Origin of the sequence: Gordonia lacunae (assembly GCF_002149015.1) — a bacterium.
Classification (GTDB): domain Bacteria; phylum Actinomycetota; class Actinomycetes; order Mycobacteriales; family Mycobacteriaceae; genus Gordonia; species Gordonia lacunae.
Genome location: NZ_NGFO01000022.1, coordinates 73,482 through 97,832 on the forward strand (window position 1 = coordinate 73,482; position 24,351 = coordinate 97,832).

Below are 24,351 nucleotides of genomic sequence, written 5' to 3' on the forward strand. Positions count from 1 at the left end.
CTTTCACATTTGCGAAATATTGTGCGTGTGTTCGGCTTTGAGTTCGACCCACAGCCCGCGGGCCTCGGCCAGCAAGGTCTCGCCGGCGTACATCGCCCCGCACAGGGTGCGTTTGCGTCCGCGCTGTTCGGTGAGCTCGGCGGTGACCGTCAATTCCGTGTGCAGCGGAGCCGGCGCCCGGTAGTCGACGTGGAGGTACGCCGTCCGGCCCCACGGCCGGCCCGCACTGTTGGCCAACCGTGCCAGCAATTCGTCGAAGATCAGCGGGGTGACCCCGCCGTTCATCGCATAGCGCCCGGAATGGAATCTACCGATGGTGACCCGTGCGGTGGCGGTGGTCTCGGTGACATGGTCGATGTGCAGGACGGGGGCGAGGGTGTGGCCCTTCCCCGCTGTCAGCCAACGCTTTCCCGCGATCTGCTCGTCCTCGTCGACCTCATGGGGTTGCATCAGTCGCGCGACAGCGCGGAGCGCCACGGCGGCGTCGGCGGCCGCCTGCGGAGTGGGGCGACTACGCGTCACCGCCTCCTGCACGTCGCGGAGTGCCTGCACCATCGACTCGTATGCGTCCGTTCCGTGCCCGTCGGGGTTCCATTCTTCTGGGCAGCTCGTCGTCGGCCGGAACGGATCCGACCAGTCCGGTCGCCACGGGTCGGCGTCGGATGATGTGCCGGTCATGCCGTGCCTCCCGTCGGCCGCCGCCGGGCGTGGCGGCCGGCGAGACCGGCGACCAGGCCGGCGATCTGATCCGGGTTCGAGTGCGTTCGCGCAGCGGCGATCTCGCGGTCGTAGCGCGTGCGCAGATCCAGCCCCGGGCCGTGCTGCAGCAGCGACTTGATCTCGCGGACACCCTCCGGCGGGAGTGCGGCCACTCCGGCCGCCGCGTCGACGGCGGCCGAGGACACGCCGCCCTCCTCGACGAAACGACTCAGGAGTCCGATCCGGTACGCCTCCGCCCCGTCGACGGCCCGCGACGTCATCAACAGATCTCGGGCGTGCCCGGCACCGACGACGGAGTCGAGCAACCAGGTGAGGTTGGCGCCGCCGTACCGCGCGGCCGTCACGGCGAACCGGGTGCGCGGGTCTCCGACGCGGATGTCCGCACACATCGCGAGGATGGTTCCCGCGCCGTGTGCCGTTCCGTCCACGGCGGCGACCACCGGCTTCGGGAACGACCAGAACCGCCACACGAGTTCGTCTCGCTCCGCCGCGGCGTCTGCCGCTTCGCTCGGCGTCCACCTCGCCAACTCGGTGATGTCGTATCCCGCGGAGAAGGCGACCGACCCCGCGCCGGCGACGATCACCGCCCGGATCACGTCGTCGGCCGCGATCTCGGCAAGCCGCCGGTCGAGTTCCCGCTGGACCGCGAGCGACATCGCGTTGCGAACCTCTGGACGGTTGACCGTCAGCCGGCACACGCCCGGGGCCGGTCGGTCCATCAGCAGGTCGGGCACGGATTCAGTGTGCGGACGCCGTGGCGGGGCGGTGGTCGCGCTCGCGTTCGAGGGCTTCGACGTCACCGGCCACCATCTTGTGGAACAGCTGCCCCGGCAGCTCGTTACGTCCGTAGATCAACTCGTCGACCTGCCCGAAGGCCGCGTTGTCGGTGATCGTCTTGGTGACGAACCAGTCCTCGTCGTGCAAGGTCTCCATCAGCAGTTCCCAGTTCTTGTCCAGAATCCGCTCCTCCCGAGGGGTCTGCGGCTTCGTCGGGGACAGCAACCGGATGGTGCAGTGACTGACGTTCGGGTCGTCCTTGTCCGGGACGATGGTCCAGATCTCGAAGTGCTTGGGCTCGGTGACGAGCATGGTGCCCGGATACACGGTGTAGTTCGCCAGCGAGTAGTCGCGGACGTCGAAGCTGTCCGGGTCGGCGTCCCTGACCTCGGTGATGGCCTTGCGCGCCACCACGAGTCGCCACGATCGATCCACCACATCGAGCGCGGTGATGTTGCCCTCGAGGTAGTTGCACACCGTCTTCGTGTGTAGCTGGCACAGGTGATAGGAATCCTGGACACCGTCGACCGCGATCTTCCAGTTCATGTCCAGCCGCCAGGTCTCCTTGCGCACCTGGAACGACTCCGCCATCCCGGTGTCGGCGACCTCGTCGTCGTGCTTGTCTCCGAGCACCGAGCGGATGTCGAGATCGGCGCCCACCGTCGGCACCACCCAGACGAGCCCGTGCCGGACCTCACAGGGGAACTCGACGAGTCCGTAGTCGGCACGGTCCATTCCGTCGAACCCCTCGGCATGCGGCATGCCCCGCAGCGCACCGTCTTTGCCGTAGGACCAGTTGTGGTACGGACATGCGAAGACACGCTTGCACCCGGATTCACCGAACTCCACCCGCGACCCGCGATGCCGGCAGACGTTCGAGAACGCCTTGACCGAACCATCGCTCTGCCGGATGACCAGCAAGGGTGTGCCGATCAGCTCGGTGGTGACGAACGAGCCCGTCTTCGGCAACTCGTCGACGTGGGCGACGATGTGCGGGAATCTGCGCACCACGTCGCGCTCCTTCGCCGCCAGTTCCGCGTCGTTGAACACCGAGAACGGCACCCTCAGCAGATCATCCGCGTAATCGGTGCTGTCGTTGTCCACGTGGGCGATCAGTCGCCGGGTCAGCCTGATCTTCTCGTCGCGCTGCATACGTCGAGACTGACACACGAGACATTCGGTGTCTAGTGTCTTATCTATCTTCTTTCGATTAGCGCGGCCTTGCTACCGTCGTGTCGTGGCCGCAAGCATCGACTCCGACAAGCGCTCTGACGTCCAGGACGCGATCCTCCGGGCAGCCGAGGAGTGTTTCGCGCGCTTCGGCCTGTCGAAGACCACGATGGAGGACGTTGCACGTGCGGCCTCCCTGTCTCGTGCGACCGTGTACCGCTACTTCCGCGATCGCGAGGCGCTCATCACGGAACTGGTGGTACGGCGCGCGCACACGAACATGGACAAAGCCCGGGCACACATCAACAAGTGGCCGACCGTCTCCGAGCGCATCGTCGAGGGGATCTGCCGGGATATCCGCAAGGGCCATTCCGATCCGATGGTCAACCGACTGGTCGCCCCCGAATCCATGGCGCTGTCGATGCAATTGCTCAGCGTGTCCGGGCGCGCGATCGAACTGACCCGGGAGCTGTGGGAGCCGGTTCTCCTCGCCGAGCAGGCCGCGGGCAACCTCCGCGCCGAGGTCGACGTCGAGCTGCTGTGTGAATGGATCTCCGAACTGGAGATCATGTACATCAGCCAGTTCGACGCCGGCGATCACTACCTCGATCGGGTTCGGACGAAGTTGCGCGCCTTTCTGATTCCCGCGATCGTCGCCGACTGAGGCGACGTTCGATCCACGGACCACACCCGATCCATTCCACGATCAATCTAACTGTGTTAGTTTCGGCGGCAGCGGGATCATTCCTCCGCCCCGAGACGCCCCAAGCGCGCCGACGAGCACGTCGCGTGCTCGTGACCTGCTGCGCCACAACAGCTCCGTTGTCGTGACCCGGTCGCTCTCGGTCCGACCACAGAAAGACACCATCGTGCAGAGACTCAGTGGAAAAGTTGCGTTCATCAGTGGAGTGGCGCGCGGGCAGGGACGTTCCCACGCCATCCGCCTGGCCGAGGAGGGCGCATCCGTCATCGGACTGGACATCTGCGACCAGATCCCTACCGTGTTCTACCCGATGGCCACCCGAGAAGATCTCGCCGAGACCGAACGTCTCGTCAAGGAGGCGGGCGGACAGATCCTGACCGCAGTGGGCGACGTCCGCAACCGGGAGGACATCCGTCGCACCCTGACCGACGGCATCGAGCGCTTCGGACGCCTGGACACGGTGATCGCGAACGCGGGGATCATGCCCGTGATCGGCGCGGGCGAGCAGACCCAGGCCTGGCACGATGCGGTCGACGTCATGCTGACCGGCGTGTGGAACGTCCTCGATCTGACCGTTCCGCAGCTGATCGAGCAGAACGAGGGAGGTTCCATCGTGATCACGAGTTCGGCCGCCGGGCTGACGAGCATTGGACTCAACACGTTTGCGGGACAGGCGGGTTACTCGGCGGCCAAACACGGCGTGGTGGGCCTGATGCGCCTGTTCTCCAAGCAACTCGCCAAGAACTTCATCCGCGTGAACACGATCCATCCGACCGGGGTCAACACCCCCATGGTCGCCAACCTCGAGTACGGCGAGTTCGTCAACTCCCACCCCGAGGTGGCGAACGACGAGTCGTACAAGAACCCGATGCCGGTCGAGCTGATCGAGGCGGTCGACATCAGCAACGCGATCGTGTTCCTGGCCTCCGACGAGGCCCGCTACATCACCGGAGTGACCCTGCCGGTGGACGCCGGCTACAACAATCGCTGATCACTGACGGCGGGGGCACGAACCGGTCGTGCCGACCACGCCGAACCCGCACCGACCCCGGTGATCTGTCCGCAGATCACCGGGGTCGGACTGCTGATGTGACCTGCGTCATCGAGGTGCGTTCGGTGTGAGCACTCTCCTATCATTGCACTCCTCTGCAACATTGCAGATAAGTGCAAGTTCCGTACGGTGGAGTCGTGCACTCCCCCGGACTCCGCGAGGCGAAGAAGGCCGCGACCCGCTCGGCGCTCGCCCGCGCCGTGCTGCGGCTGTCCACTCGGGCCGGGATCGACCATGTGACCATCGACGCCGTCGCGGCCGAGGCCAACGTGTCGGTCCGCACCTTCCACAACTACTTCAGCGGCAAAGAGGACGCATTGCTGCATTTCGTGTCGTCACTGTTCGACACGATCGTGGAACGGATCGAGGCCCGGCCGACGGACGAGAGCTTCTTCTGTTCGGTCCGCACGGCACTCATCGAGGCAGCCACCTCGCCCGATGTGGGTGAACCCGCCGAGATCGTCGCGCTGCTCCGACTTCTCGACACCGATCCGGGCCTGACGGCCCGTTCCCGCGACATGGAGCTGGGCGACACCGTCGAGGCCCGGCTCGCCGAGCTGTGCGCGCAACGCGGGCAGCCGGCACACACGCTGTATCCGCGCATGGTCCTGCACAACGCGATCACCACCATCCGGGTCGCCCTCGAGTTCTGGGTGACCCACCACGACGATGACCCGACGACCAGCGCCGAGCTGGCCACCGTCCTGGAGTGCGCCTTCGACCAGCTGGCCGCCGGGTTGTTGCAACCCATCCGACCCTTGAACGAACCCGTCGACCCGATCCCCGAGGAGCACTGACGTGGCAACACACCTGTACCGAGTAGGGCGATGGGCGTACGAGAACCGCCTCAAGACGATCGCGATCTGGGTTCTGGTCCTCATCGGGCTGGGCATCGGCGCGAGCCTGCTGGCCAAGCCGACGTCGGAGTCGTTCTCCATCCCCGGCATCCCGTCGGAGCGGGCGCAGGATCTGATGGTCGAGCGTTTCCCCGGCGAGGCGACCTTCGGTTCCGACATCGGAGTCACGTACGTCGTTCGCGCGCCGGAGGGTTCGACGCTGACCGAGCCGCGGTACCAGCAGGCCATCGACTCGATGGTCGCCGGCCTGAAATCGGTCGAGGACGTGAAGAACCCCGACTCGATCACCAACCCGTTCGTCTCCTACGGCACCGAGCAGTCCCCGGGTCAGCTCCGCGAACTGTCGGCAGCCTTCCAGGAGAAGACCTTCGGCAAGAACGCCGAGGAGGCGGCCGCCGACGCACAGGCCACCTCGCCGATCAATGCGGCGGGCACCGTCGCGCAGCTCGGCGCCTCCTTCGAAATGGCGGCGTCGGCGGACGTCACCGAGACCATGCGCGAACAGATGGACCGGATCGCCGAGGACGCACGGGCCGCGGGGCTCACCGTCGAGATGAAGGGTTCTGCCACACAGCAATTCGAGCTCGGGATCACCTCTGAGCTGATCGGCATCGGGGTGGGCGCGCTGATCCTCATCCTCACGTTCGCCTCTCTCGTCGCGTGGGGCATGCCGATCATCACCGCGATCGTCGGCGTGGCGATCGGGATGCTCGGCGTCCAGATGGGCACCCATTTCTTCGACCTCAGCAACGAGACCCCGATCCTCGCGACGATGATCGGCCTCGCGGTCGGCATCGACTACGCGCTGTTCATCGTCTCCCGCTACCGCCACGAGATCCATCGATCGGCGAGCCGGGCCGATGCGGCCGGCCGGGCCGTCGGCACCGCCGGGTCCGCCGTCGTCTTCGCCGGCAGCACCGTCGTCATCGCGCTGGCCGCGCTGGCGATCGTGAACATCCCGTTCCTCACCGCGATGGGAATCGCCGCGGCGGGCACCGTCGTCGCCGCCGTGCTGGTCGCTCTCACACTCCTGCCGGCGATCCTCGGCCTCTTCGGCGGCAAGGCGTTCGCCGGACGCGTCCCGCGCCTCAACGCACCCGACGTCGGGCCGAATGACGCCGACCGCGTCCACAACGGCCAGCGCTGGGTCCAGCGCATCGTGGCGCGGCCCCGCACCGTGACCGTTGCGATCGTGGGCATCCTCGTCGTCCTCGCCATCCCGATGGCCGGCCTCAAGCTCGCGCTGCCCAACGACGGGACGGCCGACCCGTCGGAGACCCAGCGCCAGGCCTACGACATGGTCGCCGACGGCTACGGCCCGGGCTTCAACGGACCGCTCGTCGTCGTCGCCGACGGCCGCGGTATCGAGGACACCGGCGAGCGACTCCGCGCCTTCGACACGCTCGTCGACGACCTCGGTCGTGTCGACAACGTCGAGGTCGCCCAGATCGGCGCCGGCGGACTCAACGAGGCCCGCGACACCGCCAAGATCACGATCATCCCGTCAACCGCCCCGGCCGACGAGGCGACACCCGCACTGGTGGAGACCCTCCGTGAGATGGAGCCCCGGGTGCAGAGCACGATGGGCATCTCCTACGGCGTGACCGGCCAGACGGCGATCGAACTCGACATCTCCGATCGCCTGTCGAGTTCGCTGATCCCCTACCTGCTCGTCGTCGTGGGTCTCGCGTTCATCCTGCTGATCATCGTGTTCCGCTCGATCCTCGTGCCGCTGACCGCGGCTCTCGGCTTCCTGCTGAGCGTCGCCGCGACCTTCGGCGTGACCGTGGCCCTGTTCACCGACGGCGCCCTGGGCATCGTCGGCAACCCGCAACCGGTCGTCTCGTTCCTGCCGATCATGCTCGTGGGCATCGTGTTCGGCCTCGCGATGGACTACCAGGTGTTCCTGGTGACCCGGATGCGGGAGGCCTACGTCCACGGTGCGGACGCCAAGACCGCGGTCGTCGAGGGCTATCGCCACAGCGCCCGCGTGGTGGCCGCAGCCGCGGCGATCATGATCTCGGTGTTCGCCGCGTTCATGCTGCAGGACATGGCCTTCATCATGGTCATGGGCTTCGCACTGGCGGCCGCGGTGTTCTTCGACGCCTTCGTCGTCCGGATGACGCTCATGCCCGCGGTCCTGACCGTCCTGGGCGACAAGGCCTGGTGGCTGCCGCGCTGGCTCGACCGGATTCTCCCCGACGTCGACATCGAGGGCGAGAAGCTGGGACTCGGCGCCGATGCCGCGCGCCCGGCAGATGCCGCGGGAGCCGACGCGGACTCCGAGGTCCGCGCCGGCCGCTGAGGCAGATCAGTCGACCCGGAACTCCCCGAGTTCGGACCAGCTGTCACCGTCGATCGTCGTGTTGATGACGTCGGGTGTGCGCTGGAGGTACTTGGGGAGTTCCTGCTGGGCCTGCTTGAAGTGCGGGGCCGTGACGTGCGCCTCCGCCGCGTCGTCGTCGAACGCCTCCACCAGGACGTAGGTGTTCGGGTCCTCGAACGAGCGCGACCAGTCGAACCACTTGTTGCCCGGCTCGGCGCGCGTCGCCTCGGTGAATTCGCGTGACAACTCCGGCCACTCGTCGGCGAACTCGGGCTTGATCGGGAACTTCACGACGATGAGGATCATGAGTCGACCCTAGACCCACGCCGGCGTACGGAGGGTCGCAGAATGCGACTGGGACGACTGTCCCAGAATCGGTCACAAAGTGTCACAACCGGAAGGCGGGGATTCGCGAGACCCCGCTCACGGCAGCGCCTAGAGTGTGAAACCGACAACAATTGTCCTCACTTCATGCTGCAACGGAGGCACACATGCCGGACATCACCAAGTTCTACATCGACGGTCAGTGGGTCGAGCCCGCCGAGCTCAACCTCATCGACGTCATCAACCCGGCGACCGAGAAGTCGGCCGGTCAGGTCGCCATCGGCAGTGCCGCCGACGTCGACGCCGCGGTCGACGCCGCGCGCCGCGCGTTCGTCACCTGGGGACAGACCACCGTCTCCGAGCGCCTCGAGGTCCTCAACCGGATCATCGCCGAGTACCAGAACCGGATGGCCGACCTCGCCGCCGCGGTCACCGAGGAGATGGGTTCGCCGGTCGGCCTGACCAACGCAGCGCAGGTACCCATCGGCCTCGGCCACCTGATGACCGCCGCGGCGCAGCTCCCCGACTTCACGTTCGTCGAGGACCGTGGCAGTTCGCGCATCGCCAAGGAACCGATCGGCGTCTGCGGCTTCATCACCCCGTGGAACTGGCCGCTCAACCAGGTCATGTGCAAGGTCGCCCCGGCACTCGCCACGGGTTGCACCATGGTCCTCAAGCCCTCGGAGGTCGCGCCGTTCAGTGCGGCGATCGTCGCGGAGATCTTCGACGCCGCCGGCGTACCCGCGGGCGTGTTCAACCTCGTCAACGGCGACGGCCCCGGCGTGGGTGCCGCACTGTCCAGCCACGAGGGCATCGACATGATCTCGTTCACCGGCTCCACCCGTGCAGGCATCGAGGTCGCCAAGAGCGCCGCCCCGACCGTCAAGCGCGTCGCCCAGGAACTGGGTGGCAAGAGCCCGAACATCATCCTCGACGACGAGGACTTCGCGAAGAACGTCGCCGGTGGTATCGCGACGATGATGATGAACTCCGGCCAGTCCTGCAACGCCCCGAGCCGGATGCTGGTCCCCGCCGGCCGCGTCGACGAGGTGGCCGAGATCGCCAAGGGCGTCGCCGCCGAGCTCACCGTCGGCGACCCCACCACCGACGTGAAGCTGGGCCCGGTCGTCTCCGAGGCGCAGTTCGACAAGATCCAGGGCCTCATCGAGCGCGCCATCGCCGACGGTGCCATCGCGGTCGTCGGCGGTGCCGGACGTCCCGAGGGTCTCGAGACCGGTTACTACGTGAAGCCGACCGTCTTCACCAACGTCACCAACGACATGGAGATCGCCCGCACCGAGGTGTTCGGCCCCGTGCTCGTCGTCATCGCCTACGACTCGATCGACGAAGCACTCAAGGTCGCCAACGACACCGAGTACGGCCTCGCCGGCTATGTGTCGGGCAAGGACGTCGACGAGGTCCGTCGTATCGGGTCGCAGATCCGCGCCGGCTCGATCTCGCTCAACGGCGCCCAGCTCGACCCGAGCGCACCGTTCGGCGGTTACAAGAAGAGTGGCAACGGGCGTGAGTGGAGTGACTACGCCTTCGACGAGTTCCTTGAGGTGAAGTCCCTGCTCGGCTTCGGCGCCTGACAAGCGGCTCGCCACGGTGAGGGATGCGTATCGGAGTCCGATACGCATCCCTCATTTTTTCGGACCGGGTCGTCGTTAGGATCTGGCACATGCAGATCCCCGTCGCGTCCGACGCCGGCCCCGTCCTCGACGCCGAGGTCGTCGGCGAGGGCGAACCGCTCCTGCTCATCGGCGGCATGTCCGCACACCGTGGGATGTGGACCGACGAGCTCCTCGGCGCGCTGAGACCGCACTTCGCGGTGGCCGTCTACGACCATCGGGGCATCGGGGCCAGCAGTCGCGCCGAGGGACCGTTCACCATCGCCGACCTGGCGGCCGACGCCCGCGGCATCCTGGACGGGCTCGACTGGGAGACCGCCCACGTGCTGGGTACCTCCATGGGCGGCATGATCGCGCAGGAACTCGCTCTCGCCGCACCCGATCGTGTGCGCAGCCTCGTCCTCGGGTGCACCACCGCGGGCGGCCCCGGGGCGATCGGCGCACCCGGCGCGGTCCGCCTCGTCGAGGCGATCTCCTCCCGCGACGCGGCGCGCGTCGCGCGCACCGCCTTCGAGGTCAACCTGTCACCCGCGTACACCGCGCGCGCCGGCGCGTTCGAGCACTTCGTGTCGATGTCGACGCAGCGCCGCGTGCCGTCGGCGGTCGTCGCCTGGCAGGCCGGCGCGTGCGCGGGACATGACACCCGCGACCGGATCGCGACGCTGGACGTACCGACCGCGGTCATCCACGGGGACGCCGACGAGGTGATCGCGGTCGCCGAGGGCGAGCGACTCGCCGAACTCATCCCGCAGGCCACCCTGGCGCGATGGGCCTGCGTCGGGCACATGTTCTGGTGGGAGCGTCCCGACGAGACCGCCGAGGTCGTCCGGAAAAATGCGCTCGGGCGGTAACGCCGGTCCCCTCCCCGAACGACATCCCTGACATCGGCACCGTGTGATCGGGTGGCCGCGTATGTCAGGAGCTCCATGTCGCACTCGCACCGCGAACCGCCCGTCCCCTCCACCCCCGCGGGCCAGACGCCCGAGTCGCCACGCAGATTCTCACCCCGACGCCGCATCCTCACCGGGATCTCGGTGGTCGCGATCCTCACCCTCGGCCTGTTCGGGGCGAGCACCCTGCTCAACTCGTCGAACACCGCCAACGCTCTGCGCGGGCACCCCGAGGTCCTGCGCAAGGGCTGTACCTGGGACTCCTCGGGCAACTTCGTCCAGAACTGCAAGGTGTGGTCGGAGTCGCAGCAACGCGAGGTGATCGTCCAGATCCGTGCCTCCAGCGGCAGCGACAGCGGCGTCTACCTGCTCGACGGCATGCGGGCCAGCGAGTCCCGCTCGGCGTGGACCACCGACGTCCAGGCAGCCAAGGTCTACGACGCCAAGGCCGACACCACCCTGGTCATGCCGGTGGGCGGCGCGTCGTCGTTCTACACCGACTGGGACGGCGGCGCCGGTGACAAGAACACGGTCATCAAGCAGGAGACGTTCCTGACCGCCGAGCTGCCGGGCTACCTCGAGCGCGAGTTCGGCGTGGCGCGCAACAACAACGCGATCATCGGACTGTCGATGTCCGGCGGCCCGGCGGTGACCCTCGCCGAGCGCCACCCGGAGCAGTTCAAGGTGGTCCAGGCGATGTCCGGCTACTACCAGACCGACAACCCGGTCGGCGCCCTCGGCGTCATGGCCACTCAGACGATGGTGTCGAACTACGTCAACGGTGTCGTGAACATGTGGGGTGCGCCGGGAAGTACCCGCTGGACCGACAACGACCCGTCGAAGAACCTCACGCAGCTGGCCGACAACGGCCAGGTCCTCATCATCTCCTCGGGCAACGGTTTCCTGACTCCGTCGGAGATGGCCAAGCTGTCGCCGCAGGACCAGCTGAGCGCCATGGCACTGGAAATCCTGTCCGCGGTGTCGACTGTGCTCATGCAGCTGCAGGCGAAGCAGGCCGGCGTCTCGGTGATCTCCTTGCCGAACTACGGCGGCCACACCTGGGAGAACTGGGGACGCGCCCTCGGCGACGGCAAGGACCACGTGCTGACCACGCTGCGCAACAATCCGCCGGTGACCGCGAAGACCACCGTTGTCTCCGCCTCGGGCAGTCCCGATCCCGAGGGACCCGCCAAGGTCACGCTCGCGGCCAAGAAGGCGGCCGAGGAATCGCCTGCCCTCGACCTCTCGGGCCTGTCGGCGCGCGGCTCGTCGGCGAGCGAATCCGCTTCGGAGTCCGCGTCCTCATCCGCCGAGTCCTCGGCAGTCGAGTCGTCGGCAACCGAGTCCCCCTCTGCCGGACTCGCACCGTCCGCGGTGTCGGGGTCGGAGTCGGTGGATGCCTCCGTCCCGGAGTCGGTCACCAGCGCGGAGTCGAGCGCGCCGAGCGCGCCGCGGCTCGCCCCGAAGGGCCCGGCCTCGTCCGCCCCCGCCTCGAGCAGTACCCCGGTTCCGTCCCGCTGAACGGCCCGCTCGCTCACGGTTCCCGTTCCCGCTCACCAGAATTCGTGTGAGCGGGAACGGAGTACCCGAGCGAACGGTTCCGCCGGCCGCGCCTGCTGCTAGCGTTCAGCCATGACCGCCGACCCTGATCTCGCCGATCTCGTCGGCGTCGACACGGCCCTCGTGGTCGTGGCCGCCGGAGTGATCCTCGTCTGGGCACTCGCCCTGGGCGTCTGGAAGTACCACGGCATCCGCACCTCGCCGGACCGGACGGCTCACATCTACGTGGACATCGCCCACCGGGCGGCGCTGATGTACTCGTTCGCCACTCTCGTACTCGCGGCGCTGGTCGAACTGAGCGCCTTCCCGACGACCGTCAACGTGATCGCGGCCGCGGTCCCGATCGTATTCTTCGTCGCCGCGATCGCCGCGTACTGCATCCACGGGGCACTGCGGGACACCACGAATCAGTTCGTCGATTCGACTCCCGGCACGTACCTGTTCATGCTGGCGCTCATCGTGGGCGAGATCGGCGGCGTACTGGTACTGGTCGCCGGTGTGCTGGTGCGGTTGACGTGACTGTCCCCCGGGGGCTCACCGGTCCCCGGTGTGCGAACGCAGCCAGGCCGTGACCGCGTCGAGCACCACAGCTTGCTCGGGCTCGTTGAAGATCTCGTGGAACAGGTCGTCGTAGATCACGAGTGTCTTGTCCGCCGACCCGGCCAGTCGCTCCACGAGTTCGCTGCCGCGCGGGTCGGTGAGTGCGTCCTCGCTGCCGTGCATCACCAGGATGGGCAACTGTAGCGACGGCAGGCGTTCGGGGAACGAACGCATGGTGCCGATCATCGCCCCACCGAGTCCGGCCGGGATCTTGCCGCGCGTCACGAGCGGATCGGTGTCGTAGGCGGCGACGACGGCCGGGTCCCGGGAGATGCTCGACGAACTCAGCTCGGTGGTGGGCAACCCCGGTGCTATCCGACCGATCAGCGGCGCGAATCGGACGGCCAGGTCGGGTAGGTCGTCGCCGGGCAAGACGGCCGCCCCCGAGAGGATCAGCCCGTCGAGCTTGTCCTGGTGGTCGAGGGCGTAGTCGAGGGCGATGCACCCGCCCATGCTGTGCCCGACGAGGAACGTCGGGACGCTCCCGTCGGCGACGTGCGCGAGAACGGTGTCGAGGTCGTCGGTGAAGTCCGCGAACCGGCGTAACCGCAGGCGCTTGCCGCCCGACCGACCGTGACCGACATGGTCCGGGATCGCCACCAGGTAGCCCTCGGCGACGAGGCGCTCGGCGACGTGCAGATACCGGCGGCCGTGCTCGGCGAGGCCGTGCACGACCACGACGACGCCGCGCGGACTCTCTCGGGGACGGTAGACGTCATAGACGATGGTGTGTCCGTGCCGACCGCGAAAACTGTGTTCTTCCGGTGTCATTCCCTGATCTCGTTTCGGTGTTCAGTGCCAGCCGAGTCGCGCGACCACGGACTTGCCCGCCGACTCCAGGGCGCCCAGCGGCCGCAGGGCGGCCTCGCCGATGCCGACGAGCGCCTCGACCCGTCCGACGACACGCTCGAGCCGTCCCACGACGTCGGACATGCGGTCGACGGTGGCGTCGACCTGGTCCAGGGTCCCCGACAGCCGCACGAGCGTCGAGTCGAGCTTCGCGATGGTCGCGTTCAGTCCGTCCATCGTGGGTCCGAGCCCGTCGAGGGTCTCGCCCATGTCGGCGAGGATTCCCTCGAGTTGTTCGACGGTCACGTCGGCGTTCAGCGCAGCCTGCGCCAGCTTCTTGATGCGCTGACGTTCCGGCGGTCTCGAAGATGCGTGCTCGCCCCTGTCGGCCATGACGTGGATTATGACCCATCCGCGCCGGGCCGGGTGCCGGGTCGGCCGAACCCTTCGAGGCCCGTCGCTCTTGCTCGCTGAGAAGCCAGCCTGCCAGCGCCACCCCCGACCCCTGAGGAGCGAGCCTGTCAGCGCCACCCCCGATCCCTGAGGAGCGAGCTTGCGAGCGTCACCCCGATCCCTGAGGAGCGAGCCTGCCAGCGCCACCCCGATCCCTGAGGAGCGAGCTTGCGAGCGTCACGAAGGGTTCGCAACCTCGGTCACCTGACCCTTCGAGGCTCGTCGCTATCGCTCCTCGCACCTCAGGGAGCGAAGGGGACAGCGCGTCCGCGGTTCTCGCACCTCAGGGAGCGGAGGGGACAGCGCGTCCGCGGTTCTCACACCTCAGGGAGCGGAGGGGACAGCGCGTCCGCGGTTCTCACACCTCAGGGAGTGGAGGGCTCCCGCGTTCCGCATCGCACCTCAGGCACAGCTCCGGCACCCGGAGTCGCTCACGCCAGCTGCGTGGCGACCTTCGAGGCGACGAGTTCGAGGTGGTCGAGATCCGACAGGTCCAGGGTCTGCAGATACATGCGCGTGACGCCCAACTCACCGTAGGTCGCGATCTTCGCGGCGACCTCGTCGGGCGTTCCCGCCGCGCCGTTCTCGCGCAACTCCGCCGGCTCCCGGCCGATCGCCTCGGCCCGACGCCGGAACTCGGCTTCGTCACGGCCGCAGCACAATACGAGCGCAGCCGAGTAGGTGAGTGACTCGGGGTCACGACCCGCGTCGAGGCACGCCGTGCGCACGCGTCCGATGAGGTCGGCGGCAGCGTCGAGCGGCTGGAAGACGACGTTGAACTCGTCGGCGAAGCGCGCCGCGAGCGCGGGCGTTCGCTTCTTGCCGCTGCCTCCGATGATGATCGGCGGGCGTGGGCTCTGTACGGGTTTGGGCAGGGCCGGCGATTTCGAGAGGCGAAAGTGCTTGCCCTCGTAGTCGAACTCGTCACCCAGCGGGGTCTGCCACAGCCCGGTGATGATCTCGAGGTTCTCCTCGAGGCGTTCGAAGCGCTCCCTCAGCGGCGGAAAGGGAATGCCGTACGCCTCGTGCTCGCGCTCATGCCAGCCCGTACCGATTCCCAATTCGACACGGCCGCCACTCATCTGGTCGACCTGGGCGACCGCGATCGAGAACGGACCGGGGAGGCGGAAGGTCGCCGACGACACGAGGGTCCCCAACCGGATGCGCGAGGTCTCGCGGGCCAGGCCGGCCAACGTGATCCACGCGTCGGTGGGTCCGGGAAGGCCGTCGCCGCCCATGCCGGTGAAATGATCCGAACGGAAGAAGGCGTCGTAGCCCAATTCCTCGGTCGCCTTGGCGACGGTGAGCAGGTCATCGTAGGTCGCACCCTGCTGGGGCTCGGTGAAAATTCGCAGCTGCACGTTTTCAACGTACGCCCGATGGGCACATCACCGATGGCGAGGCGGCGTGCGATCGGACCCCATCCGGCCCGGCGGCCATTCCGAATCGCTCCACGCACGACACCGTTCCTCGACAAAGGAGTTCCATCATGAAGACGGTCACGCGCACAGCCCTCGGATTCGTCGTCGCGGCCGCAGGAGCGACCGCGGTATCCCTCGCCGCCGCACCGTCCGCCGGTGCCGCCCCAGCGGTGTGTCCGGCACTCCCCGGCCAGTCCTCGTCCCAGGCCTCATGTAGTGCGGAATCCGGCCCTTCCGGCCTCGCACTGGCCATCACCGACAACGGCGGTGTCGCCACCTCGACCGCCGACAACTTCGCCGGACCCGCGGCGATCGCTCTCGGCCCCGGCGCGACGGTCACCATGGACGGAGTGCGTCCCGGCCTGGCCATCGGTATCGCGGGGCCCGGCGGCGAGGTCGTCGTCGACGGCAAGAACGGGCCGACCTGCAAGGGACCGGCTTTCGCGGGCGACTTCCAGACCTTCAAGGGCTGCCTGTCCTGACCGTCACTCCCTCTGGGCTACAGAGACTTTCACCGCTTCTGCCCCTCGCTCGAGGCGCGAGGAGCGTCGGCCCATCAGCCCTGCTCCCTGATCAGAAAGAACCGCAAAGCCCCTGGCCCCCCAGCCCGAGAGATCTGCTGATCCACCGCTCCCTGAGAGCGCCCGGAGCGTGCGGAGGGCGCGTCACGAAGGGTTGGCGACGCATCTCGCCACGACCCTTCGTGACGGCCTCCGCAGGCTCCGGCCTCCTCAGGGAGCGGAGTCCTTCAGTGGTCCACGACGGCCGCCAGGCCGCAGATACCGAGGTGCGAGGAGCACAAGCCGCCGGGCCGAGCAAGCGACGAAGGAGCGCGTCGAGGTCGACGAGCCTCGAAGGGTCGGGCGAGAACCCTTCGAGGCTCGCTTCGCTCGCACCTCAGGGAACGGAAGACCCGCTCGCCCTCAGGAATCCGCGCATGTCAGCTGAGTAAACCCCGCACGTACGCGGCCTGACCGATGTGCTGGGTGTCGTCGTCGATCACGCTGATCAGTCGTACTCCGAGCGTGACCGGCGGGTCCCAGTTGCGGTCGACGATGCGGTCGAGGTCGCAATCCGTGAGCGCGCCGATGTAGTCGACACTGACCGCGTGCGTTGCGTCGTAGTACTCGCGCAGCAGCCCGGCGTCGTCGACGATCACCCGCGCCGCCTCGTCGGTCGACTGTCCGTACCCGATCTCGCCGGGTGAGAACGGCAGTCCGAACCGGTCGACCCACCAACCGGTCACCCACACCTCGTCGGCCCCGGCCACGTCGGCGACGTGGGAGTCCTGGACCCGGGTCAGATGCCACACGAGCCAGGCAATCGTGTTGGCGCCGGGTGCGGGCGCCTTGTTCAGCAGCTCGGACGTCGCCCCGTCGAGCACCGCGTGAACGTTGTCGGCCACTCGTCCGAGACCGTCGAGCAACACCTCTGAAGATCGCATGGAGCAAGTTTAGGTTCGCGCTGGGCACAACGATGGCTACTCCGACGATCCGCCAGCATGATTCCTCCGGTGTCAGAACCGAGCACCCCCCGCAAGATCCGCTTCAACGCCTTCGACATGAATTGCGTTGCGCACCAGTCACCCGGACTGTGGCGTCACCCGGACGACCGGTCGTGGGACTACAACACCATCGACTACTGGGTCGACCTGGCCCGATTGCTGGAGACCGGCGGATTCGACGGCCTGTTCATCGCCGACGTCCTCGGAACCTACGATGTGTACGCCGGCAACGACGAAGCCGCGATCCGCCAGGGCGCGCAGATTCCAGTGAACGATCCCCTGCTGCTCGTCTCCGCAATGGCGCACGCCACCGAGCACCTCGGTTTCGGCGTCACCACCGGTACCGGTTTCGAGCATCCCTATCCGTTCGCGCGGCGCCTTTCGACGCTGGACCACCTCACGCGCGGCCGCATCGGCTGGAACGTGGTCACCGGCTATCTCCCTGCCGCAGCCCGCAACATGGGCGCCGACGACCAGCTCGAGCACGACGAGCGCTACAACCAGGCCGACGAGTACCTGACCGTCCTGTACAAGCTGTGGGAAGGGTCGTGGGAACGCGATGCGGTGCTCCGGGATCGCGGGGCCGGCATCTTCGCCGACCCGGCCCGGGTCCATCACATCGGGCACCGCGGAAAGCACTTCACCGTGCCCGGCATTCACCTCTCCGAGCCGTCGCCGCAGGGTTCGCCGGTCATCTACCAGGCCGGGGCGTCGCCCCGCGGACGGCGTTTCGCCGCGGAGAACGCGGAAGCCATCTTCGTCGCCGCGCCGACCAAGGCCATCCTGCGGGACGTCGTGAGAAAGGTCCGCGACGAGCTGGTTCTCGCCGGGCGCGACCCGTACGACGCGAAGATCTACACCCTGCTGACGATCATCACCGACTCGACTCCGGAGGCGGCCCGCGCGAAGGCCGCGGAGTACCAGTCCTACGCCAGCGCCGAGGGCGCGCTGGTCTTCATGTCGGGCTGGATGGGCATCGACCTCGCGAGTTACGAAATCGACGAGCCGATCGGAAACGTGCACAGTAATGCGATCCAGTCCGCGGTGGCCGCATTCCAGCAGGCCAGCGACACCGGCGAGGAATGGCGGGTGCGGGACATCGCGGCGTGGGGCGGAATCGGCGGGATGGGTCCCGTCCTGATCGGCTCCGGGGACGAGGTGGCCGAAGCCCTGCAGGACTGGGTGACCGAGACCGACGTCGACGGCTTCAACGTCGCCTACGCGGTGACACCGGGGTCGTTCGAAGACATCATCACCCACGTGGTGCCCGCCCTCGAACGGCGCGGCCTCTACGACCGTGCCTACATCCCGGGAACGCTCCGCCACAAGCTCTTCGAGCGCGGAGATCTGTTGCCCGGGAACCACCGCGGGTCGACCTATCGGGTCGGTGCAGTCAACTCGACCATCGACGATTCGATTCGGGACACCAACAGACTGGCCGGCGCCGGGAGCGGAGCGAGCGGGCCGAGATCGACAGCCGACGCCACGCCCGGGAACCTCCGATGATCGAGGTGGTGGGGCTGACCAAGGTGTTCGGGGTCGGTTCACCGAGTCCGACGACGGTTCTCGACGACGTCGACTTCACCGTCGATGCCGGTGAGATCTTCGCCGTCGTCGGGCCGTCGGGTGCCGGCAAGAGCACCCTGGCCCGGTGTCTGAACCTGTTGGAACGTCCGACGTCGGGGAAGGTCGTCGTCAACGGCGAGGATCTCACCGCGCTCGGCACGTCGGGGCTGCGCGATGCCCGGCGCCGGATCGGGACCGTGTTCCAGTCGGCAAGTCTGCTGTCGCGCCGCACCGCGGCCCAGAATGTCGCGCTACCACTCGAATATCTGGGTGCGACACAACGATCGACTGCGTCGCGAGTCGGCGAGTTGCTGGATCTGGTCGGCCTCGCCGACAAGGCCGATCTGTACCCGCATCAGCTGTCCGGGGGTCAGCGACAGCGCGTCGGAATCGCACGGGCCCTGGCGCTCAAACCCTCGGTCCTCCTGTCCGACGAGGCGACGTCGGGTCTGGATCCCGCGGCCACGGACACCTTCCTCCGACTCCTCACCGACGTGCGCGACGAACTGGATCTCGCGGTGGTGTTCATCACCCATGAGATGGACACCATCGTGCGGGTCGCCGACACGGTCGGGCGGCTCGACCACGGCCGCATCGTCGAGCACGGCCGTCTGGAACAACTCGTCCTGGAACCGGATTCGGTACTCGGGCGGGCACTCCGGCCGCGTGGCCCGAGCGCCGAGCCGGGGTCGGCCGAGACCCCGGTCTCGGTGGTCTACAACTCCTCGACCGTTCCTGCGGACTGGTTGACGCGTCTGGGCACACGGCTCGATCTGCCGATCTCGGTGCTCGGCGCCAACGTCCAGACCATCGACGGGACCGTCTTCGGCGACCTCACCGTGTCGGTGCCGGCCGGGCACGCGTCGGCATTCATCGGAGCCGCAGGCGAACTCGGCCTGGCCGCACGTCTTCTCACCGACCCCACGCCCCAATCCGACCCCGCCACCGTGGCGCCCAGTGACTCCGCCAAGGGCCCGGGGGTGGCCGCATGAGTACGACGTACTCGGCGAACATCACTGTGCCGCTCGACGAGATTCCCGACCTGCTCATCCCGGCGGCGATCGACACGGTCCTGATGGTGAGCATCGTGATGGTCGTCGTGCTGGTGGTGGGCGTCCCGCTGGGCGCGCTCATCCACAACCTCGCTCCCGGTGGTCTTTTCGCGAGACGATCGCTGCACACTCCCCTGTCGTGGGTGATCAGCATCGGTCGCTCGCTGCCCTTCCTGGTCCTGATGACGGCGATCATCCCGTTCACCCGCCTGATCACCGGCACCAACATCGGTATCGCCGCGGCGGTGGTCCCGATGTCGATCGCCGGAATCGCCTTCTTCACACGCATTGTGGAGAACTCGCTGCGATCGGTCCCGGCGTCGACCATCGACGTCGCACGCGCCTCCGGGGGTTCCAACGCGCAGATCATCTGGAAGGCACAGGTTCCCGAAGCACTGCCGAGCATCGTGGGCGGTCTGACGATTAACACGATCGCGATGATCGAGTACTCGACCATCGCCGGCACCATCGGCGCAGGCGGACTCGGCTACGTCGCGGTGACCTACGGGTATCAGCGATTCGACCAGGGAGTCATGGTCGCGACCATCATCGTGCTCATCGTGACGGTGGCCATCATCCAGGTCGCCGGCGACGCACTCGCCCGCAGCCTCAACCCGGTCACGTCCCGCCGGGTCAACCACTGACGAACCACACAACGCCGGCCAGCACTGCTCCCCGAGGAGCGCCCGGAGCTTGCGGAGGGCGCAAGCTCGCTCCTCAGGGAGCAGAGGTCGACGCTCGCAAGCTCGCTCCGTGAGGAGCAGGACCCGTCATCGCATCACCCAGCCACACCCGAAAGGCACCCCATGACACAGGACACCGGTTCCACCACCGGCACCTCGCCGGATTCTCCGGGAACCCCCGCTCCGCCGGGTGATTCCGGCATCGAGATCTCGGCCCGGCGACGGTGGCCACTGATCGTCGGTGCGCTGGTCGTGGTCGCCGTCATCGCCGCGGTGATCGGCTGGCGATTCCTCGGCTCCGACTCGACGTCGCCCAACGAGACCGCCGGTGCGACACTGACCGTCGTCACCGCCGAAGGCAATGCCTCCGAGCAGGCACTCGTCGAGTTCATCGCCGACGAAGTCGCGCCACGGTACGACATCAAGGTCGCCTTCAAGGGCTTGTCCGACTCCACGACGCTCAACCGCGCGGTCAGCGACGGCGAGGTCGCGGGCACCGTCTATCAGCACAAGCTGTGGCTGTCGCAGGTCCTCGAGGCGAACCCGGACTTCCAGGAAGAAGCCGCGACCCCGGTCTTCCGTTGGGGCTTCGGCATCTGGTCGGACAGGTACCGCGACGTCGCCGACCTGCCGCAGAACGCGCGCGTCTCCCTGTATTCCGATCCCGCGAACGAGGCCCAGGGACTCTGGCTGCTCGAACGCGCCGGACTCATCACGCTCAAGCGGGGCGTGGACAAGTGGAAGGCGACGCAGAAGGACATCGCCACCAACCCGCGCAATCTACAGTTCGTGCTGCTCGACTTCGCCGCCCAGTCACGCTCGCTCGCCGACCTCGACGCGACCGTCGGCTACACCGAGTACTACCTCGCCGCGAACATCGACATCGCGAAGCAGATCTACGCTCCGCCCGCGCCCGATGAGTTCGCCGGGCAGCTGACCATCGGGACGCAGTGGAAGGACACCGAGAACATCAAGAACCTGGTCGCCGCATTCAAGGACCCTGCCGTGCAGGAGTTCCTGCGTACCGATCCGCGGGTGAAGGGCATCCTGCTGCCGCTGTGAGCAGCAGGAGCACTCATGCGCCCCTCGTCACCGCACCCGGGTCGCCCATCGCGACGCGGGTGCGGTGCGCATAGGCTCACCGCGTGAGCCGCACACATCACGGGCACGGTCACGCGCACTCGCTGTCCGACATCAGCCACACGCTCTCGCCGTTCGCCCGATGGTTCGTCATCGGCACGCTCGCGGTGACCGCGATCGCGGTCACCGTCGGCATGATCGTCTTGTGGCCGTCGGATTCCGAGCACCCGATCCCCACCCAGTTCCGGTCCGCCGATGCGGGCCGATCACCACGGTCGACGGCGAGATCGTGGACCAATTCCATGCGAACTGCCTGAACTCGGTGGCGGGATCGGTGATCGAGACCGCGGACATCCCGGTGAACCCGGTCCCGGGTGGGCCGTGCATCCTCAACGCGGTCCGGTTCACCTCCGGTGACGTGGCCGGCCAGTACACCGTCCTGGAGATCCCGACCAACCGGGCGCAGGCCGGATCCGGGCCCGACACCGTGGCGCCCGCGGCCGGCACCCTCGACGACCCGCAGGCGGGCCAGCCGACGTTGAACGTCGGGGACGGCATCCGGCTCTCGACCGTGCCCGGGCCCGACGGCAACCGATACACCTTCTTCGACTTCCAGCGTGGGCCGGCGATCATCTTCTGGGCCGTGCTGTTCATCGCCGCGATCGTGCTGGTCGCGGCGTGGCGAGGTTTCCGGTCGATCATCGGGCTGGCGATCGCCTTCGGGATTCTCACGGTGTTCACGCTGCCGGCCATCCTCGACGGGGCGTCCCCGGTCGCGGTGGCGGTGGTCTCGTCGGCGGCGATCCTGTTCGTGGTCCTCTACCTCGCACACGGGGTGAGCCTGCGAACCAGTTCGGCTCTCCTCGGGACGCTGACCTCTCTCCTGCTCGCGGGATTCCTCAGCTGGCTCGCCATCCGGACGATGAACCTCACTGGGCTCTCGGGCGACCAGACCACCAATCTGCAGGTGTATCAGGGCAACATCTCGGTCAGCGGTCTCCTGCTCGCCGGGTTCATCATCGGCACCCTCGGCGTTCTGAACGACGTGACGATCACCCAGGCGTCGGCAGCCTTCGAACTGGCCGCGGCCGGCGAACCGTCACGGCTCGCGACGTTCCGCGCCGCGATGCGTGTCGGTCGTGACCACATCGCGAGCACGGTGTACACGCTCGTCTTCGCCTACGCGGGTAGCGCCCTGCCGCTGATGCTGCTGTTCTCGGTGGCTCAGCAGCCGTTGGGCGGACTGCTCACGACCGATGTCGTGGCGGTGGAGCTGGCCCGCTCGTTCGTCGGCGGTATCGCGATCGCGCTGTCGGTTCCGCTCACGACGGCGATCGCCGCCGCGCTCACCACCCCGGCCGGCGCAGGAAGGTCGACCGCCGCGCACGCCGCTGCCTGACGGCGGTCAGCACCGTCCCTTCGGCAGGTCGGCCAGGTTCTTGCCGAGCCAGTTGCCCAGTCGCGTCAGCATCTTGGTGCCGTCGGTGAACGACCCGCTGCGCGGTATGGCAGCCATCGACACCGCGACCTGACCGCCGGTGGTGCTGATGATGCCCAGTTGCCGGACGAGATGCGCCGACGATTTCGACGTCGCCGGACCCCATCCGCCCTTGACCGCGGTCACCGCGCCCTGATTCCGTCCCACCTTCGCGATACCCCACTGCTGGTTCGGGGCCACGGCACTCATCAGCCGCACGATGTGCTCGCTGTCGGGCAGACACGGCAGGTGGGCACCGAAGATCGCCTGGTCGCGCAACGCCCACGCGGTGTACCCGGGGTAGGACGGCGGGTTGTCGACCTCGGAGGACACATGCGTCCGGACATCGTGCCCCTCCCGCAGCACCGCGCTGACGGCGTCGACGGAGGCGTGCCCGCCGCCCAGCACCCCCCACAGTTCACCGGCCGCGTCGTTGTCGGAGAACGTGATCGCCTTGTCCTCCATCGCGGCGACCGCCGGGCCACGCTCGCGTTGCGCGGCCAGCGACACCGGGACCTTCATCGTCGACCACGCGCGCCCGGACTTCAGCGATCCGAGTGAGATGACCTCGTCGCCACCGACCGGCACGATCGCGACACCGAGCTGCCCGGGCAACGATTTCCGCATCGACTTCGTCAGTGCGGCATAGCTTTTCGCCAGCTTCTTGTCGAGCGGTTCGGGTGGCTTGAACCACGTCGCGAAGGGTTCCGGCAGCGGCGGCAGCACAGGGAGCGGTATCGCCGTCGCCGAACCCGCGCCGATCACAACCGACATCACGACCGCGCAGCACACCACGCCGATCCTTGTCACAACTTTCACAATTGTCTCCTGAGTCACTCCAGACACATGAGACTAAGGCGGTTCGAGCTCGTGGACCAGGCTGTATACCCAATCGGGACCTTGCTGGGACCGGTGTCACACCTGCTTTCGCCATCCGCCGCTGAAAACCACCCTCCAGGCGAGCCCCAACGTCGTATTGTCGTCGCCCCCTTCCTGCCGGGCGGTTTTCAGATACGGGTCGCCGCCTCACATGACTACGCTGTGCGTATTCGGCCCGCTCGCTTCGCTCCCGTCGCGAGGCGTCCCGACCCATGTGAGGAATCGCCCGGACATGTCTGCTCTGACCAAAGGCCAGAACGGCCCGTTGCCGACCCCCGATGTCATCGTCGCTGTGGACCTCGCGACCGCCGCCGACCTGTCGGCGCTGCTGGTGACCGACCGCGGCGTCGTACGTACCGACGACGACTTCATCTTCTACAACCAACCCTCGGGTCCGGGCGTCCGCTTGCAGCAGGCTCCGGGAGGTGTTGCGCAACTGCACTTCTCGACCGCCGAGGTTCCGGCGGAGATCGCCGCGGTGCGAGCGGTGATCACCCTCGACGACGCGTCGTCGACCTTCGGCCGGTTCGCACCGCCGGTTGCACGGGTCACCGACTCCGCAGGCCGCCCGCTGTACGACTTCACCATCACCGGTCTCACCAGTGAATCCGTCGTCGTCGCGCTCGAGGTGTACCGCCGACACGACGACTGGAAAATCCGTGCGGTCGGGCAGGGATACGCGGGTGGTTTCGCCGACCTCGTCCGTGACCACGGCGTGAGCGTCGACGACGAACCCCAGGCGGTACCCGCCCCGCCGGCACCGGTCAGCTACTCGCGCCAGGCCGCGCCCACGCCGCCCCCGGCCACCCCACCGCAGCACGCCGCGGCACCTCCGCCC

Annotated in this window: 23 protein-coding genes and 1 pseudogene; 15 read left to right on the forward strand and 9 right to left on the reverse strand. The window is 67.7% G+C overall.

What is annotated here, in order from left to right; all coding sequences use genetic code 11:
• Window positions 1–3: 3 nt before the first annotated feature.
• From CA982_RS18050 to CA982_RS18060, 3 genes are read right to left on the reverse strand one after another with little or no spacing between them, the layout of a single operon-like run.
• The gene (locus CA982_RS18050; RefSeq protein WP_086536646.1) at window positions 4–678 is read right to left on the reverse strand and encodes a PaaI family thioesterase; all 675 of its coding nucleotides are present in this window, start codon (window positions 676–678) and stop codon (window positions 4–6) included.
• The gene (locus CA982_RS18055) at window positions 675–1,454 is read right to left on the reverse strand and encodes an enoyl-CoA hydratase/isomerase family protein (protein WP_086536670.1); all 780 of its coding nucleotides are present in this window, start codon (window positions 1,452–1,454) and stop codon (window positions 675–677) included. Before CA982_RS18055 ends, CA982_RS18050 begins: the two co-directional genes overlap by 4 nt.
• 4 nt (window positions 1,455–1,458) lie before the next feature.
• Window positions 1,459–2,649, reverse strand: coding sequence for an aromatic ring-hydroxylating oxygenase subunit alpha (locus CA982_RS18060; protein ID WP_086536647.1), 1,191 nt, complete (start codon window positions 2,647–2,649; stop codon window positions 1,459–1,461).
• An 85-nt stretch (window positions 2,650–2,734) separates the two neighbouring features.
• Between CA982_RS18060 and CA982_RS18065 the strand changes: the two genes are divergently transcribed.
• The 4 genes from CA982_RS18065 to CA982_RS18080 all read left to right on the forward strand — a co-directional run bounded on the left by CA982_RS18065 (window position 2,735) and on the right by CA982_RS18080 (window position 7,583).
• The gene (locus CA982_RS18065) at window positions 2,735–3,331 is read left to right on the forward strand and encodes a TetR/AcrR family transcriptional regulator (RefSeq protein WP_086536648.1); all 597 of its coding nucleotides are present in this window, start codon (window positions 2,735–2,737) and stop codon (window positions 3,329–3,331) included.
• A gap of 205 nt (window positions 3,332–3,536) precedes the next feature.
• Window positions 3,537–4,361 (forward strand): mycofactocin-coupled SDR family oxidoreductase, encoded by an 825-nt coding sequence (locus CA982_RS18070; protein WP_086536671.1) that lies wholly within the window; start codon window positions 3,537–3,539, stop codon window positions 4,359–4,361.
• Window positions 4,362–4,558: 197 nt separating this feature from the next.
• Window positions 4,559–5,218: a TetR/AcrR family transcriptional regulator gene (locus tag CA982_RS18075; RefSeq protein ID WP_086536649.1), complete on the forward strand. Its 660-nt coding sequence runs from the start codon at window positions 4,559–4,561 to the stop codon at window positions 5,216–5,218.
• A 1-nt stretch (window position 5,219) separates the two neighbouring features.
• Window positions 5,220–7,583 (forward strand): MMPL family transporter, encoded by a 2,364-nt coding sequence (locus CA982_RS18080; RefSeq protein WP_086536650.1) that lies wholly within the window; start codon window positions 5,220–5,222, stop codon window positions 7,581–7,583.
• Window positions 7,584–7,589: 6 nt separating this feature from the next.
• Here the strand turns inward: CA982_RS18080 and CA982_RS18085 are convergent, their stop codons facing one another.
• Entirely contained in the window at window positions 7,590–7,910 is a 321-nt protein-coding gene (locus CA982_RS18085; protein ID WP_086536651.1) for a putative quinol monooxygenase, read from the reverse strand.
• A 185-nt stretch (window positions 7,911–8,095) separates the two neighbouring features.
• Between CA982_RS18085 and CA982_RS18090 the strand changes: the two genes are divergently transcribed.
• The 4 genes from CA982_RS18090 to CA982_RS18105 all read left to right on the forward strand — a co-directional run bounded on the left by CA982_RS18090 (window position 8,096) and on the right by CA982_RS18105 (window position 12,528).
• A complete protein-coding gene (locus CA982_RS18090) occupies window positions 8,096–9,520 on the forward strand; it encodes an aldehyde dehydrogenase family protein (RefSeq protein WP_086536652.1) in 1,425 nt (474 codons plus the stop codon).
• 89 nt (window positions 9,521–9,609) lie between these two features.
• Window positions 9,610–10,410, forward strand: coding sequence for an alpha/beta fold hydrolase (locus CA982_RS18095; protein WP_086536653.1), 801 nt, complete (start codon window positions 9,610–9,612; stop codon window positions 10,408–10,410).
• Window positions 10,411–10,485: 75 nt separating this feature from the next.
• The gene (locus CA982_RS18100; RefSeq protein ID WP_086536672.1) at window positions 10,486–11,970 is read left to right on the forward strand and encodes an alpha/beta hydrolase; all 1,485 of its coding nucleotides are present in this window, start codon (window positions 10,486–10,488) and stop codon (window positions 11,968–11,970) included.
• Window positions 11,971–12,081: 111 nt separating this feature from the next.
• Window positions 12,082–12,528, forward strand: a complete 447-nt coding sequence (locus tag CA982_RS18105) for a hypothetical protein (protein WP_086536654.1) — start codon at window positions 12,082–12,084, stop codon at window positions 12,526–12,528.
• Between the two features lie 15 nt (window positions 12,529–12,543).
• Here the strand turns inward: CA982_RS18105 and CA982_RS18110 are convergent, their stop codons facing one another.
• From CA982_RS18110 to CA982_RS18120, 3 genes are all read right to left on the reverse strand, one after another.
• Window positions 12,544–13,380: an alpha/beta hydrolase gene (locus CA982_RS18110; protein WP_086536655.1), complete on the reverse strand. Its 837-nt coding sequence runs from the start codon at window positions 13,378–13,380 to the stop codon at window positions 12,544–12,546.
• A gap of 21 nt (window positions 13,381–13,401) precedes the next feature.
• Window positions 13,402–13,791, reverse strand: a complete 390-nt coding sequence (locus tag CA982_RS18115) for a hypothetical protein (RefSeq protein ID WP_086536656.1) — start codon at window positions 13,789–13,791, stop codon at window positions 13,402–13,404.
• A gap of 491 nt (window positions 13,792–14,282) precedes the next feature.
• Window positions 14,283–15,212: an LLM class F420-dependent oxidoreductase gene (locus CA982_RS18120; protein WP_086536657.1), complete on the reverse strand. Its 930-nt coding sequence runs from the start codon at window positions 15,210–15,212 to the stop codon at window positions 14,283–14,285.
• Window positions 15,213–15,340: 128 nt separating this feature from the next.
• Here CA982_RS18120 and CA982_RS18125 point away from each other — a divergent pair, with 128 nt between their 5' ends.
• Window positions 15,341–15,754 carry a DUF6764 family protein gene (locus tag CA982_RS18125; protein WP_004020276.1) on the forward strand — a complete coding sequence of 138 codons (414 nt, stop codon included), beginning with the start codon at window positions 15,341–15,343 and terminating at the stop codon, window positions 15,752–15,754.
• Between the two features lie 458 nt (window positions 15,755–16,212).
• Here CA982_RS18125 and CA982_RS18130 read toward each other — a convergent pair whose 3' ends face one another.
• Window positions 16,213–16,716 (reverse strand): mycothiol transferase, encoded by a 504-nt coding sequence (locus tag CA982_RS18130; protein WP_086536658.1) that lies wholly within the window; start codon window positions 16,714–16,716, stop codon window positions 16,213–16,215.
• Between the two features lie 69 nt (window positions 16,717–16,785).
• Here CA982_RS18130 and CA982_RS18135 point away from each other — a divergent pair, with 69 nt between their 5' ends.
• From CA982_RS18135 to CA982_RS18155, 5 genes and pseudogenes are all read left to right on the forward strand, one after another.
• Window positions 16,786–18,282, forward strand: coding sequence for an LLM class flavin-dependent oxidoreductase (locus CA982_RS18135; RefSeq protein ID WP_279627976.1), 1,497 nt, complete (start codon window positions 16,786–16,788; stop codon window positions 18,280–18,282).
• On the forward strand, window positions 18,279–19,334 hold the full coding sequence (locus CA982_RS18140) for a methionine ABC transporter ATP-binding protein (RefSeq protein WP_086536660.1): 1,056 nt from the start codon (window positions 18,279–18,281) through the stop codon (window positions 19,332–19,334). The genes CA982_RS18135 and CA982_RS18140 overlap by 4 nt, the downstream gene beginning before the upstream one ends.
• Complete coding sequence (locus CA982_RS18145; protein WP_086536661.1) at window positions 19,331–20,038, forward strand: methionine ABC transporter permease; 708 nt, start codon at window positions 19,331–19,333, stop codon at window positions 20,036–20,038. Before CA982_RS18140 ends, CA982_RS18145 begins: the two co-directional genes overlap by 4 nt.
• A 162-nt stretch (window positions 20,039–20,200) precedes the next feature.
• A complete protein-coding gene (locus tag CA982_RS18150; RefSeq protein WP_086536662.1) occupies window positions 20,201–21,139 on the forward strand; it encodes a MetQ/NlpA family ABC transporter substrate-binding protein in 939 nt (312 codons plus the stop codon).
• A gap of 83 nt (window positions 21,140–21,222) precedes the next feature.
• Window positions 21,223–22,556, forward strand: a pseudogene (locus tag CA982_RS18155) (YibE/F family protein).
• Between the two features lie 6 nt (window positions 22,557–22,562).
• On the opposite strand, the gene CA982_RS18160 reads toward CA982_RS18155, so the two are convergent.
• Window positions 22,563–23,408: a hypothetical protein gene (locus CA982_RS18160; protein WP_208617991.1), complete on the reverse strand. Its 846-nt coding sequence runs from the start codon at window positions 23,406–23,408 to the stop codon at window positions 22,563–22,565.
• A gap of 337 nt (window positions 23,409–23,745) precedes the next feature.
• Between CA982_RS18160 and CA982_RS18165 the strand changes: the two genes are divergently transcribed.
• The coding region (locus CA982_RS18165) for a TerD family protein (RefSeq protein ID WP_144066051.1) at window positions 23,746–24,351 on the forward strand (606 nt) is incomplete at its 3' end.

What these genes read in the sequence shown, in the direction of transcription:
- CA982_RS18100 (WP_086536672.1), top strand. Translation starts at nt 10,486, where the DNA reads ATGTCGCACTCGCACCGCGAACCGCCCGTCCCCTCCACCCCCGCGGGC.
- CA982_RS18145 (WP_086536661.1), top strand. Translation starts at nt 19,331, where the DNA reads ATGAGTACGACGTACTCGGCGAACATCACTGTGCCGCTCGACGAGATT.
- CA982_RS18105 (WP_086536654.1), top strand. Translation starts at nt 12,082, where the DNA reads ATGACCGCCGACCCTGATCTCGCCGATCTCGTCGGCGTCGACACGGCC.
- CA982_RS18095 (WP_086536653.1), top strand. Translation starts at nt 9,610, where the DNA reads ATGCAGATCCCCGTCGCGTCCGACGCCGGCCCCGTCCTCGACGCCGAG.
- CA982_RS18130 (WP_086536658.1), bottom strand. Translation starts at nt 16,716, where the DNA reads ATGCGATCTTCAGAGGTGTTGCTCGACGGTCTCGGACGAGTGGCCGAC.
- CA982_RS18125 (WP_004020276.1), top strand. Translation starts at nt 15,341, where the DNA reads ATGAAGACGGTCACGCGCACAGCCCTCGGATTCGTCGTCGCGGCCGCA.
- CA982_RS18150 (WP_086536662.1), top strand. Translation starts at nt 20,201, where the DNA reads ATGACACAGGACACCGGTTCCACCACCGGCACCTCGCCGGATTCTCCG.
- CA982_RS18115 (WP_086536656.1), bottom strand. Translation starts at nt 13,791, where the DNA reads ATGGCCGACAGGGGCGAGCACGCATCTTCGAGACCGCCGGAACGTCAG.
- CA982_RS18140 (WP_086536660.1), top strand. Translation starts at nt 18,279, where the DNA reads ATGATCGAGGTGGTGGGGCTGACCAAGGTGTTCGGGGTCGGTTCACCG.
- CA982_RS18160 (WP_208617991.1), bottom strand. Translation starts at nt 23,408, where the DNA reads ATGTCGGTTGTGATCGGCGCGGGTTCGGCGACGGCGATACCGCTCCCT.
- CA982_RS18085 (WP_086536651.1), bottom strand. Translation starts at nt 7,910, where the DNA reads ATGATCCTCATCGTCGTGAAGTTCCCGATCAAGCCCGAGTTCGCCGAC.
- CA982_RS18050 (WP_086536646.1), bottom strand. Translation starts at nt 678, where the DNA reads ATGACCGGCACATCATCCGACGCCGACCCGTGGCGACCGGACTGGTCG.
- CA982_RS18090 (WP_086536652.1), top strand. Translation starts at nt 8,096, where the DNA reads ATGCCGGACATCACCAAGTTCTACATCGACGGTCAGTGGGTCGAGCCC.
- CA982_RS18060 (WP_086536647.1), bottom strand. Translation starts at nt 2,649, where the DNA reads ATGCAGCGCGACGAGAAGATCAGGCTGACCCGGCGACTGATCGCCCAC.
- CA982_RS18110 (WP_086536655.1), bottom strand. Translation starts at nt 13,380, where the DNA reads ATGACACCGGAAGAACACAGTTTTCGCGGTCGGCACGGACACACCATC.